Below are 13,539 nucleotides of genomic sequence, written 5' to 3'. Positions count from 1 at the left end.
CGAGACCTTTTGGTTACTTTTAAGGCGCTTGTTAAAAGTGACTCGCCGTAAGGGCGAAACCATAAGCCGCCGTTACCGCAGAAACGGATATGTACTCAATCAAAAAAGCAGCCTGGTCGGCCCGAAGGCCGCCAAGGTCAAACCCTCAAACCGACTCTTTGCGAACCCGAAACCAGGCAGCATAAAGGGCAGGCAAAAACAGCAGCGTCAACGCCGTAGCCACAATCAACCCCCCCATGATCGCCACCGCCATCGGCCCGAAAAACACACTGCGCGACAACGGAATCATCGCCAACACCGCCGCCAGCGCCGTCAACACAATCGGCCGGAACCGCCGCACCGTCGCCTCGATGATCGCCTGCCAGGGCTTGAGTCCCGCCGCGATATCCTGCTCGATCTGATCCACCAGAATCACCGAGTTACGCATGATCATCCCGGACAAGGCGATGGTCCCCAGCATGGCCACAAAACCGAACGGCTGACGGAACACCAACAGAAACAGCGTCACCCCGATCAACCCCAGCGGCGCGGTCAGGAACACCATCGCCGTGCGCGAAAAACTTCGCAGCTGCAGCATCAGCAAGGTCAACACCACCACGATGAACAACGGCACGCCGGCCTTCACCGAGTTCTGTCCGCGCGCCGAGTCTTCCACCGTGCCACCGACATCCAGCAAGTAGCCATCCGGCAATTCAGCGCGGATCGGATCGAGGGTGGGCATGATCTGCTGCACCAGCGTCGCCGGTTGTTCCTTGCCGTAGATGTCGGCGCGAACGGTCACGTTGGGCAGGCGATTGCGATGCCAGATGATGCCCTCCTCGAAACCGTATTCCAGGGTCGCGATCTGCGACAGCGCGACACTGCGACCGTTATCGGTCGGGACCGCCAGGCTCGGCAGCAATGACAGCTCGGTGCGCTCATGCAAGGTGCCGCGCAACAGGATCTCGATCAACTCGTTGTCTTCACGGTACTGGCTGACGCTGGAACCGGTCAGGGAGCTTTGCAGGAACCTCGACAGGTTTGCCGTGCTCACACCCAGCGCCCGCGCACGGTCCTGATCGATGTTCAGGTACACCACCTTGCTCGGCTCTTCCCAATCCAGGTGGACGTTGACCACATGCGGGTTCTCGCGAACCTTGGCCGCGACTTTACGCGCCAGTGCCCGCACTTCCTCGATGTGCTCCCCGGTCACGCGGAACTGCACCGGATAGCCAACTGGCGGGCCGTTTTCCAGGCGCGTGACCCGAGAGCGCAGAGCCGGGAATTGCTCGTTGAGGGTTGAGATCAACCAGATGCGCAGGGTTTCCCGTTCTTCGATGGTTTTCGCCAGAACGACAAACTGGGCGAAGCTCGCCGCCGGCAGTTGCTGATCGAGCGGCAGGTAGAAACGCGGCGAACCTGTGCCGACGTAGGCCACGTAATTGTCGATCCCGGCCTTGTCCTTGAGCAGCGCTTCAAGGCGCTTGACCTCGTCGGCGGTGTTGCTCAGCGAAGCACCTTCGGCCAGTTTCAGGTCGACCATCAATTCCAGGCGACCCGATGCCGGAAAGAACTGTTGCGGCACAAAACGGAACAGCACGATGGAGCCGATGAACAACAGCACGGTCGCCAGGATCACGGTTTTGCGCCAGCGCACGCACCATTCCACCAGACGCCGGACGCGCTGATAAAACGGCGTGCCATACGGATCGGGCTGGCCGGCACCATGCTTGGCTGCGTGAATCTTCGCCAGGTCCGGCAGGAGTTTTTCCCCAAGGTACGGCACGAAGACCACCGCGGCCACCCACGACGCCAACAGCGCGATAGTGACCACCTCGAAGATCGAACGGGTGTATTCGCCAGTGCCCGACTGCGCCGTGGCAATCGGCAGGAAGCCGGCCGCGGTGATCAGCGTACCGGTGAGCATCGGGAACGCGGTACTGGTCCAGGCATAGCTCGCCGCTTTGACCCGGTCGAAGCCCTGCTCCATTTTGATCGCCATCATTTCCACGGCGATGATCGCGTCGTCCACCAGCAAACCCAGGGCCAGTACCAGCGCGCCGAGGGAGATCTTGTGCAGGCCGATACCGAGGTAATACATGCAGGCGAACGTCATCGCCAGCACCAGCGGAATCGCCAGGGCCACCACCATGCCGGTGCGCACGCCGAGGGAGAAGAAGCTCACCAGTAACACAATGGCCAGCGCCTCGACCAACACTTGCACGAACTCGCCAACACCGGTTTTCACCGCCGCCGGTTGGTCGGAGACTTTGCGCAGCTCCATGCCGGCCGGGAGGTTTTTCTGGATGCGGGCGAACTCGATTTCCAGTGCCTTGCCCAGCACCAGGATGTCACCGCCGTCCTTCATCGCCACCGCAAGGCCGATGGCGTCTTGCGCCATGAAGCGCATGCGCGGCGCCGGTGGATCGTTGAAACCACGGCGCACGTCGGCCACGTCGGAGATGCGGAAGGTGCGATCACCGACGCGGATCGGGAAATTCTTGATCTCGTCGACCGTCTGAAAATTCCCCGTCACCCGTAGCTGCAATCGTTCGCTGCTGGTTTCGAAGAATCCTGCCGTGGACACCGCGTTCTGTTCTTCAAGGGCTTGCTGGACCGCCGCCAGCGGCAAGCCGAGGGTGGCGAGCTTGACGTTGGAGAGTTCGATCCAGACTTTCTCGTCCTGCAACCCCAGCAATTCGACCTTGCCCACATCCTTGACCCGTTGCAGCTGGATCTGGATGCGGTCGGCGTAATCCTTGAGCACGGCGTAGTCGAAACCCGCGCCGGTCAGGGCGTAGATATTGCCGAACGTGGTACCGAATTCATCGTTGAAGAACGGCCCCTGGATCCCCGGAGGCAAGGTATGACGGATGTCGCTGATCTTCTTGCGCACCTGATACCAGAGCTCCGGGATCTCCACCGAGTGCATGGAGTCGCGCGCAATGAAGGTCACCTGGGATTCGCCGGGACGGGAGAACGACACGATGCGTTCGTATTCGCCGGTTTCCATCAGTTTCTTTTCGATGCGTTCGGTGACCTGGCGCGAGACTTCCTCGGCGGTCGCCCCCGGCCAGTTGGTGCGAATCACCATGGCCTTGAAGGTGAACGGCGGGTCCTCACTCTGGCCGAGCTTGGTGTAGGAAAGTGCGCCGACGATGGCCAGCAACAGCATCAGGAACAGGACGATCTGGCGATTACGCAGCGCCCATTCGGAAACGTTGAAGCGCATCGGGGCTTACTCCTTGTCCGCCAGATTGACCACGCGATTGGAGCGATCCACCGGGCGCACCTGCTGCCCTTCGAGAAGCACATGGACACCGGCGGCCACCACCCAGTCGCTGGCGTTAAGCCCTTCAAGCACCGGTACGGTTTTTTCGCCAAAGGCACCGATTCGCACCGGGGTTTTCTTCAAGGTGTTGTTGGCACTGACGACCCAGACATAGGTCACGCCGTTTTCCGCCGTCAGCGCAGACAGCGGAACGGATAGCGGAACCACGTCGGCGGCCTGCACGAACACTCGGGCGCTCTGGCCCAGTTCAACAGGAACCTTGCCGGAACTGAAGGCAATGCGGGCCGCGAAGGTGCGAGATTTTGGATCAGCCGACGGCGACAGTTCACGGATACGCCCTTCGAATCGCTGATCGGGCTGGGTCCAGAGTTCCACCGACACCGGTTCACCGACCTTGAAGCGACCGAAGTTCTGCTCCGGCAGGCTGATCAAGACTTCACGCTCGCCATCGGTTGCCAGTGTGAACACCGTTTGCCCGGCAGCCACGACTTGCCCGACTTCCACCAGACGCTTGGCCACGACGCCGTCCTGTGGCGCACGCAGTACGGCATAGCTGGCCTGGTTATTGGAAACGTTGAATTCGGCTTTGATCTGCTTGAGCCGCGCTTCGCCTGAGCGGTAGAGGTTTTCGGCGTTGTCGTATTGCGAACGACTGACCAGTTGGCGCTCCATCAGGGTCTTGTAGCGATCACGCTCGGAACGCACCAGGTTCAGATTGGCTTCAGCGGCTGCGACCTGGGCCCGGGTGGCCTCCAGTTGCAGGCGCACGTCCTGGGGATCGAGCTCCGCCAAGGCTTGATCAGCCTTGACCCGCTGCCCTTCCTCGACCAGTCGTCGGCTGACTTTGCCGCCGATACGGAACGCCAGGTCCGGCTCATACCGCGCGCGAACTTCACCGGGATAGCTTTCCATGGCCTGCGCCGAAGGCTCTGGCTGGACCACCATGGCCGGGCGCACGCTGACCTGCGGCGCCTCTTCATGACCACACGCAGACAATAAAAAAGCCAGGGTGACTGGCAACGCGAGGGGCAAGGCATAGCGGAACATGGTGAAGGACCTTTCGCTAATGGTGCTTTGAATAATTATACTGAGCAGTATGTTATTAATAGCAAACTCACCAGTCCAGTAATAAAAACGAATATGCCAAACAATCTTTCAGCACCCAATGGCCCAGGCAGACCCAAGGACCTGGTCAAGCGCCAGGCAATTCTCGATGCGGCGAAAGCGCTGTTTTTGAGTAAGGGGTATGCCAATACCAGCATGGATGCCGTCGCGGCCGAGGCCGGTGTGTCGAAGCTGACGGTCTATAGCCACTTCAACGACAAGGAAACGCTGTTCTCCGCCGCGGTGATGGCCAAGTGCGAGGAGCAGTTGCCACCGCTGTTCTTTGAACTGCCGGAAGGCGTGGCCGTGGAAACCGTGCTGCTGAACATCGCGCGCGGTTTTCATCACCTGATCAACAGTGATGAATCGGTGAACCTGCACCGCTTGATGATGACCCTGGGCAGCCAGGACCCGAAACTCTCGCAGATCTTCTTCGAGGCCGGGCCGGAGCGCATGCTGCACGGCATGGAGCGCTTGCTGAGCAAGATCGATGAAAGTGGCGTGCTAAGCATCGACAAGCCGCACAACGCGGCCGAGCACTTCTTCTGCCTGCTCAAGGGTGCGGGTAATTTCCGCTTGCTGTACGGCTGCGGCGAGCCGCCGGTTGGCGAAGAGGCAGAGAGCCATGTGCGGGAAGTGGTGGGGTTGTTTATGCGGGCTTATCGGCCTGAGCAGATCTGATGGATTTGCAGTATCGGGGCTTAAGCTATCGCGAGCAGGCTCGCTCCTACACTGGCTCTATGCAACACCATAGATCCCTGTAGGAGCGAGCCTGCTCGCGATGGGAGCAACTCGGTCTTACGGCTTGAGCGCCTTCTTCGGATAGATGTCATACCGACTGGACTTGCCATCCAGCGCATGACTCGGCTTAGGCCCCTCAATGCACGGTGCTTTGCGCGGACGCTTGACCACCACCCGGTGGCTGGCCAGGGCCAACGCGGCCTCAAGCAGTGCCGGCGCATCCGGGTCATCGCCCACCAGCGGCCGGAACAGGCGCATTTCCTTCTTCACCAGCGCGGTTTTCTCACGATGCGGAAACATCGGATCGAGGTAGATCACCTGGGGCGGTTCGCCCTCCCAGTTGCGCATGACCTCAATCGAATTGCCCTTGAGCAAGCGCATGCGCGCCACGATCGGCGCCACGTCGAAATCTTCCGCGCCACGGGCCAGGCCGTCTTCCAGCAAGGCACCAATCAGCGGCTGACGCTCGATCAGGCTCATCTCGCAACCGAGGCTGGCCAGCACAAACGCGTCCTTGCCCAGCCCTGCCGTGGCGTCCAGCACCCGCGGGCGCACGCCTTGGGCGACGCCGACAGCCTTGGCAATCATCTGCCCGCTGCCACCACCATACAACCGGCGATGGGCCGCACCGCCCTCGACGAAGTCCACCCGCACCGGCCCCGGTGCATCCGGCCCCAGTTGTTGCAACTGCAAACCCTGGTCGCCCACCTGCAAGGCAAATTCGCCGTCCTCCACTTGCATTGGCAAGCCCAGGCGCTCGGCCCATTGCTCGGCTTGTGGCTCGAAAGCCGCGTCGAGGGCCTGGACATGGATGCGGCAGGCCGCAGGTTGATCAATCATCGGAAAACACGCTCAAAAAATTAATGATCGGCAAAAACTGCCGATAACAAAACTATCGAGCATTTTGCCAGAGCTGAGCGTCGACCGAGAGAAATGTCAGACATTCAACCCACATTCACAGGTTTTATCTCGCCCTACGGCGACTACAACCTGCGAAACACCCAGACACTGAGCGGCGTCAGCCACATCTGGCAGGATTTCTTTGCCCGAGCGCTGGCCGAACAGTCGGGTGAAGTGCTGCCTGAATCGCTGAATTTTCCACCGGTCGATCTCGAAAGCCCGGTTGAACCCACGGTCGGCAGCGACCTGCTGGCGCACATCGTGTCCCAGCGTGAATGCGACGTGAAGGACAACGAAATCCGCCCGCCCGAGCCGCTATTCCTGCCAATTGCCGAATTCGAAATGGACCTGGCCGACAAGCCGTTCCCACCATTCCCGGCGGACGAAATCGTCGCCCAGCAAAAACAGCAGGACTTCGAAAGCGGTTGGGTTCGCCCGATCGTATTGAACGCCGGTCAGCCGGTGCCAGAAGCTGGCCCTGCCCCGCAACCGCGTTCGCTGCACCTGCCCATCGCCGAGTTCGAACTCGACCTGCTCGACAAGCCGTTCCCGCCGTTCTCGCCGCAAGAACGGGTGGAGCAGCAGAAACAACTCGATTTCGACAATGGCTGGGCGCGCCCGATCATCTTGCAGAACCTGCGCATCGCCGCTTGACCCTCCGCCGCGCCCTCTTCCCTCAGCCTTTGAAAAACTGATTGGCCTTCTGATACGGCATCGACCGGGACGTGAAACCGAACGTGCCTGACGTCTGGATTTCTTCGGCAGCGCGGAAGAATTCGCCATAGGCCGCCAATGCCAGCGCCGAACCGACGCTGATGCGTTTAACGCCCATCTCACCCAACTGCGCGACCGTCAGCTTCAAGCCGCCCGACATCAACACATTCACCGGTTTTGGCGCCACGGCACGCACCACCGCCAGCACATCCTCGGCGCTACGCAGGCCCGGCGCGTAGAGCACATCGGCACCGGCCTCGGCGAATGCCTGCAAACGGCGGATGGTGTCGGCCAGATCGGGATTGCCGTGCAGGAAGTTTTCCGCCCGGGCAGTCAACGTAAAGTGGAACGGCAGACTGCGAGCGGCAGCCACAGCGGCTTCGATGCGCGCCACAGCGTGTTCGAAACAATAGATCGGGCCTTCTTCGCGGCCGGTGGCATCTTCGATCGAACCACCGACCGCGCCGACCTCTGCCGCGCGCAAGATACTTTTGGCGCAATCGGCCGGGTTGTCGGCAAAACCGTTTTCCAGGTCGACGGCAACCGGCAGGTCGGTGGCGGCGACAATGGCTTGAACGTTCATCAGGGTGTCGTCGAGGGTCAATCCGCCATCGGCACGGCCCTGGGAAAAGGCATAACCGGCGCTGGTGGTCGCCAGCGCCTCAAAGCCGAGGCTAGCGAGCATTTTCGCTGAACCGGCATCCCACGGATTGGGAATCACAAAAGCCCCGGGGCGGTCGTGAAGGGCTTTGAACGCCTGGGCTCGAAGGGTTTGCGCATCCATTGGGCAGGCTCCTGAAGAGGGGAAAGAATCCGCCTCAGAGCAGGCCAAGTTGCTCGGCGACGGGTTCTCTGTATAGCTCAGGCAGCGCCGGCAAGCCAGGCAAACGCAGCATCAGCCGGGCATGAAAACGCTGCGCCAGCTTCGCCGCCAGCAGGTTGTCCGCCGTGTGCAGGAAGATATACGGCGTTCGGCCTTCTTCGATCCATAGCGCGATTTTCTCGACCCATGGCTCCAGGAACGTATCGTTGGCTTCAAGCGTCGGGTGGCCGATAAAACGCACCTGCGGGAATTGCGTGAACGCCGCAGGGCGCGGCGGCACCCGGGGTTTCTTCGATTGGGCGTGGAGCACCGAGGGCTCGGTCGAGGTGCAACTGAACAGCGCACGGGGGTCGAGACAGATGCGTTCGACACCGCGATCCAGCAGCAAACGGTTGAGCATTCGCTCGCTATCGCCCTTGGCGAAAAACTCGTCATGCCGCACCTCCACAGCCAGCGGTCGCTGCAGGGCATCAATAAATCCAGCCAGCTCAGGCAAACGTTGGGGTGTGAAGCTTTTCGACAGCTGCAACCACAGTGGCGACACCCGCTCACCCAGCGGGCGGAGCAATTGCACGAAGGTTTCGGCTGCGGTCAGTTGCTCGCGCAGATCGCCTCCGTGGCTGATCTCGCCGGGAAACTTGGCGGTGAAGCGAAAGTGCTCGGGCATGGTCTCGGCCCAACGCTGCACGGTGCTGGCAGCCGGGCTCGCGTAGAAGGTCGTGTTGCCTTCCACGGCATTGAAAACCCGGGAATAGAGATCAAGAAAATCGGCGGGTCTGGCGTCCGGCGGATACAGGTAGTCGCGCCAGGCGTTTTCGCTCCAGGACGGACAACCGAGGTAATACGGCAGCAACATCAGATGTACAGGTCGAGACCCAGCACATCCGCTTCCCAATCGACGAAACCGGCGGTGCTCAGGTAGCTGGCCAGGGCTGTCGCCACGCTTTTGCTCATGGCACGGTGGTAAATCATGTCTTGCTGACGGGCGGGGAGATTGCTCAGTTTTTGCGCAGAGGCTTTGGCGGCGCGGGCAGCCAGTTGCTCTTCAGTCGGGAACTCCAGCTCGCCTTCGATATCAATGGCGTCGTCTTCCACCACACGGCCTTTGCGAGGCTTGCGCTTGATGGGGTAGGACTGAGAGGAAAGGCCGTCTATACGCATACATGCATACTCGGAATCAGTGATGGCAGTTTAGTGGCGCAAAACCCACTTCGCAAACCGCCGAGTGATAACTAGAACACATAAAAGGCAAAAGGTTTAAAAGCTGGGGTTAGAAACTGATGATTGGCTGTATCTGGAATGCTTACTGTGGCGAGGGGGCTTGCCCCCGTTGCACTGCGAAGCAGTGCCAAAACAATAGAATCCGATTCGCCTGTTACACCGCATCAGTTGATCTGCGACTGCTGCGCAGCCGAACGGGGGCAAGCCCCCTCGCCACAAAGCTCCCTTGCCACAGAATTGCGCGTATCAACGCGCTTTAGGCGTCGCCACCTTGTCACGCAGATAAACCGGCTGCGCCTCATCGGCCACGATCCCCTCGCCGCGTTCCCAGGCAAACCGCGCCAAAGTCAGCAAGTCTTGCGCATGGGGCAACATGCCCGCGTCCTGCCCGCTCAGGCTGACGTCAATACGCTCGGCATAACCCCAACCGGTGCCTGCGCCGAACCATTCGCCGCTGGCATCGGCCGGCAATCCAACGGACTCCGGCGGCAATACCGCTTCGGCACCCACCAGGCGCATCTCCCCGGCCGTTTCGCGGTAGCAACCCCAATACACTTCATCCATGCGCGCATCGATGGCGGCGGCGACCTGAGTGGCGCCGTGTTCGCGCAGCGCACGTTGCGCCAGCACGGCCAGGTTCGACACCGGCAGCACCGGGCGCTCCAGGGCAAACGCCAGGCCTTGCACCACGCCGATGGCAATGCGCACGCCGGTGAAGGCGCCCGGGCCACGGCCGAACGCAATGGCATCGACCGCTTGCAGCGTGGTGCCCGCATCGGCCAGCAATTGCTTGATCATCGGCAACAGCTTCTGTGCGTGCAGGCGCGGGATCACCTCGTAATGGCTCGTGACCTTGCCGTCATGCAGCAAGGCAACGGAGCAAGCTTCAGTCGCGGTGTCCAGGGCCAGCAAGGTGCTCATCGATGTATCCACAAGAGAGATCAGAAAAAAGTGCGTCAGTATAAACAACTACGGCCCGCAAGCGGGCCGTGGATGATGCAGCGGATCAGACTTTTCAGCTCAGGGCTGCAAGCACCTTGGCGGTGATCGCTTCAACCGAACCGACGCCTTCGATGTGGCTGTACTTCGGCTTGCCATTGGCAGCCGACAGCTTCTGGTAGAAGTCCACCAGCGGCTTGGTCTGGGAGTGGTAGACCGACAGGCGATGACGCACGGTTTCTTCAGTGTCGTCCTTGCGCTGTACCAGCTCTTCACCGGTGACGTCGTCTATGCCAGCCACTTTCGGCGGGTTGTAGACGATGTGGTACACGCGGCCGCTGGCCTCGTGAACACGGCGACCGGCGATACGCTGGACGATTTCTTCGTCTTCAACGGCGATTTCAACCACGGCATCCAGTTCGACGCCTGCAGTCACCAGGGCTTCAGCCTGGGGAATGGTGCGCGGGAAACCGTCGAACAGGAAACCGTTGGCGCAGTCGGACTGGGCGATGCGGTCCTTGACCAGTGCGATGATCAGGTCATCGGAGACCAGGCCACCGGCATCCATGATGCTCTTGGCCTTGATGCCCAGCTCGGTGCCGGCCTTGACCGCTGCACGCAACATGTCGCCGGTGGAGATTTGCGGAATGCCGAATTTTTCGGTGATGAACTTAGCCTGAGTACCTTTACCGGCCCCGGGAGCTCCCAGCAGAATGACGCGCATCGATGTGCTCCTCAATTTTTTATATGGATAACGTCAGATTCGCCTCGTGGGGCCAATCTCAAAAATAGGGTCGTGACCGCCCAAACGGTCAAAGGCTGATCAAGATACACAGCAGGCTGCGCCCACACAAGACGCCAAAAGTCGGAGAAACCGCTGCCTCTTGCGACCATTGCGCGCAGTTTCCCAAGTCGCAACCCCATCATTAACTGTCGCCTGACAGCACTTTTGCACCCGTCAAACGGCGGCATCCGGCTCACCTGCCGGATGCCTGATCCCACGGCAAAAACCTTAGCCGGTGTTACGCAAACCGGCGGCAATCCCCGCCACAGACACCAGCAAGGCCTGTTCTACCGGGCTGCCCTGCGCCACGTCCTGCACTCTTGAACGGGCCAGCAACTCGGCCTGCAATAGATGAAGCGGGTCGAGGTAGGTGTTGCGCAAGCGGATGAACTCAAGGGTCGCTGGGCTATGTGCCAGCAGCTGCGACTGCCCGGTCAGGCCCAGAACGATGGTGCACGCCTGCGACAATAGGTCGCGTAAGTGCGCACCCAATGGCAACAGTTTCGGCTCCACCAGACGCTCATCGTAGGACTGTGCAATGTCGGCATCGGCCTTGGCCAGGACCATTTCCAGCATATCGATGCGGGTGCGGAAGAACGGCCACTGCTCGCGCATTTGCCCCAGCAGCTCACCTTCGCCACGTTCCAGCGCCTTGCTCAGGGCCGCCTCCCAACCCAGCCAGGCCGGCAGCATCAGGCGCGTCTGGGTCCAGCCGAAGATCCATGGAATCGCCCGCAGGCTTTCGATCCCCCCGGCCCGGCGCTTGGCCGGACGACTGCCCAGCGGCAAACGACCGAGTTCCTGCTCCGGCGTGGACTGGCGGAAATACTCCACGAACTGCGGGTTTTCCCGCACCACGGCGCGGTAGGCACTGACACCGTCTGCGGCCAGCTCGTCCATCAAATGGCGCCACTCGGGTGTAGGTGGCGGCGGAGGCAGCAAGGTCGCCTCCAGCACGGCGGCCAGGTACAGATTGAGGTTTTGCTCGGCGATGTCCGGCAGACCGAACTTGAATCGAATCATTTCGCCCTGTTCGGTAGTGCGGAAACGCCCCGCCACCGAACCCGGTGGCTGCGACAGGATCGCCGCGTGGGCCGGGCCACCGCCTCGCCCCACGGTGCCACCACGACCATGGAACAACAGCAGTTCGACGTCGTGCGAACGGCAGATATCCACCAGCCGCTCCTGCGCCCGGTACTGCGCCCAGGCCGCCGCGGTGGTGCCGGCGTCCTTGGCCGAATCCGAGTAGCCGATCATCACTTCCTGCGGCCCTTGCAGGCGCGCGCGATAGCCCGGCAACAGCAGCAGCTTCTCGATCACCGGCCCCGCGTTGTCGAGGTCGGCCAGGGTTTCGAACAGCGGTACCACGCGCATCGGCCGCAGCACGCCGGACTCTTTGAGCAGCAATTGCACGGCGAGTACATCGGAAGCCGCACCGGCCATGGAAATCACATAGGAACCGAGGGATGCCGACGGCGCAGCGGCGATTTCCCGGCAGGTCGCCAGCACCTCGGCGGTGTCGGCGGAAGGTTTGAAGTACGTCGGCAACAAGGGCCGACGATTGCTCAATTCGCGCATCAGGAAGGCGATGCGCTCTTCCTCGCTCCAGTCCTCGTAGCGACCCAGGCCGAGGTAGTCGGTGATTTCGGTCATCGCGGCGGTGTGCCGCGACGAGTCCTGGCGTACATCCAGACGAACCAGGAACAGACCGAATGTCACTGCCCGGCGCAGGCAATCGAGCAACGGCCCGTCGGCGATCACGCCCATGCCGCACTCGTGCAAGGAGCGGTAGCAAAGCTCCAGTGGATCGAGCAGTTCGCGGTTGTCTTGCAGTACATCGATCGGTGCCGGTGTTGGTGTCGACAACGCAGCGTGTGCCCAGTTACGCGTTGCCCGCAAGCGATCGCGCAGCTGCTTGAGCACTGCCCGGTACGGTTCGGCGCTGTCTCCCGCCTTGGCCTTCAATTCATCGCTGGCCTGCTGCATCGACAGCTCGGCGGCCAGGCGATCGACATCGCGCAGGTACAAATCGGCCGCCATCCAGCGCGCCAACAGTAAAACTTCTCGGGTCACCACCGCCGTCACGTTCGGGTTGCCGTCGCGGTCGCCGCCCATCCACGAGGCAAAGCGAATCGGTGCAGCCTCCAGTGGCAGGCGCAGGCCGGTGGCAGCGTGCAGGGCCTGATCGGCCTTGCGCAGATAATTGGGAATGGCCTGCCACAGCGAATGCTCGATCACCGCGAACCCCCACTTGGCTTCGTCCACCGGCGTAGGGCGCGTGCGGCGGATTTCCTCGGTATGCCAGGCTTCGGCGATCAGGCGTTGCAAGGTGGTCTTGATCTGCTCGCGCTCGGTACTGGTCAGGTCACGGTGATCCTGAGCCGCCAGTTGCGCGGCGATGGCGTCGTACTTCTGGATCAGCGTGCGGCGTGCAACTTCGGTGGGATGCGCCGTGAGTACCAGCTCGATCTCCAGCCGACCCAATTGCCGGGCCAGCGCGTCGGCGCCATGCCCCTCGGCGCGCAGGCGCGCGAGCAACTCCGGCAGCACCCGGGCTTCGAACGGCGCCTCCCGGGATTCCTCGCGACGGTGAATCAACTGATATTGCTCGGCGATGTTGGCCAGGTTGAGGAACTGGTTGAACGCCCGCGCCACCGGCAGCAACTCGTCTTCGCTCAGCTGGTTGAGGCTGGCGCTGAGTTCGGCGTCCATGGAGCCGCGTCGGTCAGCCTTGGCGCCCTTGCGGATCTGCTCGATCTTGTCGAGAAAACCGTCGCCATATTGCTCACGAATGGTGTTGCCCAACAGCTCACCCAACAGGTGAACGTCCTCGCGCAAGCGTGCATCAATATCGGTCATCAGCAGGTCTCCAGCAAAAAATCCGGGCGGCTAAGAAACAAGAGAGTGCCGCCCCAGACAGGTTCTTACAAGCAAGACGACGAAGGGCCTGTAAACCCTGCCTGTTGAGGCTAGTCTGAACGGTAAGCCGTACAACGGTTGTCACCGGCCAGTGCCGGACACTCACTCTGCCTGCCACGAGCG

Annotated in this window: 11 protein-coding genes; 2 read left to right on the top strand and 9 right to left on the bottom strand. The window is 61.4% G+C overall.

Going from position 1 to position 13,539, the window contains the following annotated elements:
* Positions 1-145: 145 nt before the first annotated feature.
* Together VC35_RS14965 and VC35_RS14960 are read right to left on the bottom strand one after the other, a co-directional pair.
* Complete coding sequence (locus VC35_RS14965; RefSeq protein ID WP_046041094.1) at positions 146-3,211, bottom strand: efflux RND transporter permease subunit; 3,066 nt, start codon at positions 3,209-3,211, stop codon at positions 146-148.
* 6 nt (positions 3,212-3,217) lie between these two features.
* Complete coding sequence (locus VC35_RS14960; RefSeq protein ID WP_046041093.1) at positions 3,218-4,318, bottom strand: efflux RND transporter periplasmic adaptor subunit; 1,101 nt, start codon at positions 4,316-4,318, stop codon at positions 3,218-3,220.
* Positions 4,319-4,411: 93 nt separating this feature from the next.
* Here VC35_RS14960 and VC35_RS14955 point away from each other — a divergent pair, with 93 nt between their 5' ends.
* Positions 4,412-5,056, top strand: coding sequence for a TetR/AcrR family transcriptional regulator (locus tag VC35_RS14955; protein ID WP_046041091.1), 645 nt, complete (start codon positions 4,412-4,414; stop codon positions 5,054-5,056).
* A gap of 117 nt (positions 5,057-5,173) precedes the next feature.
* Here VC35_RS14955 and VC35_RS14950 read toward each other — a convergent pair whose 3' ends face one another.
* On the bottom strand, positions 5,174-5,956 hold the full coding sequence (locus VC35_RS14950; protein WP_046041089.1) for a class I SAM-dependent methyltransferase: 783 nt from the start codon (positions 5,954-5,956) through the stop codon (positions 5,174-5,176).
* 93 nt (positions 5,957-6,049) lie between these two features.
* On the opposite strand from VC35_RS14950, the gene VC35_RS14945 reads away from it, so the two are divergent.
* Positions 6,050-6,670, top strand: a complete 621-nt coding sequence (locus VC35_RS14945) for a hypothetical protein (protein ID WP_046041087.1) — start codon at positions 6,050-6,052, stop codon at positions 6,668-6,670.
* Positions 6,671-6,692: 22 nt separating this feature from the next.
* On the opposite strand, the gene VC35_RS14940 is transcribed toward VC35_RS14945, so the two are convergent.
* From VC35_RS14940 to ppc, 6 genes are all read right to left on the bottom strand, one after another.
* Complete coding sequence (locus VC35_RS14940) at positions 6,693-7,514, bottom strand: isocitrate lyase/PEP mutase family protein (RefSeq protein WP_046041086.1); 822 nt, start codon at positions 7,512-7,514, stop codon at positions 6,693-6,695.
* Positions 7,515-7,548: 34 nt separating this feature from the next.
* A complete protein-coding gene (locus tag VC35_RS14935) occupies positions 7,549-8,409 on the bottom strand; it encodes a DUF72 domain-containing protein (RefSeq protein WP_046041084.1) in 861 nt (286 codons plus the stop codon).
* A complete protein-coding gene (locus tag VC35_RS14930) occupies positions 8,409-8,714 on the bottom strand; it encodes a hypothetical protein (protein WP_046041083.1) in 306 nt (101 codons plus the stop codon). The genes VC35_RS14935 and VC35_RS14930 overlap by 1 nt, the downstream gene beginning before the upstream one ends.
* Before the next feature lie 306 nt (positions 8,715-9,020).
* Positions 9,021-9,695: a tRNA (adenosine(37)-N6)-threonylcarbamoyltransferase complex dimerization subunit type 1 TsaB gene (gene tsaB, locus VC35_RS14925; protein WP_046041082.1), complete on the bottom strand. Its 675-nt coding sequence runs from the start codon at positions 9,693-9,695 to the stop codon at positions 9,021-9,023.
* A gap of 94 nt (positions 9,696-9,789) precedes the next feature.
* Positions 9,790-10,437 (bottom strand): adenylate kinase, encoded by a 648-nt coding sequence (gene adk, locus VC35_RS14920; RefSeq protein WP_046041080.1) that lies wholly within the window; start codon positions 10,435-10,437, stop codon positions 9,790-9,792.
* A gap of 288 nt (positions 10,438-10,725) precedes the next feature.
* A complete protein-coding gene (gene ppc / locus VC35_RS14915) occupies positions 10,726-13,356 on the bottom strand; it encodes a phosphoenolpyruvate carboxylase (RefSeq protein ID WP_046041079.1) in 2,631 nt (876 codons plus the stop codon).
* Positions 13,357-13,539: the final 183 nt, after the last annotated feature.

It is taken from the genome of Pseudomonas fluorescens (genome assembly GCF_000967965.1).
In the GTDB taxonomy this organism is placed as follows: Bacteria; Pseudomonadota; Gammaproteobacteria; order Pseudomonadales; family Pseudomonadaceae; genus Aquipseudomonas; species Aquipseudomonas grandcourensis.
The sequence above is the reverse complement of the archived record's forward strand: the minus strand, read 5'-3'. Positions and strand labels throughout refer to the sequence as shown.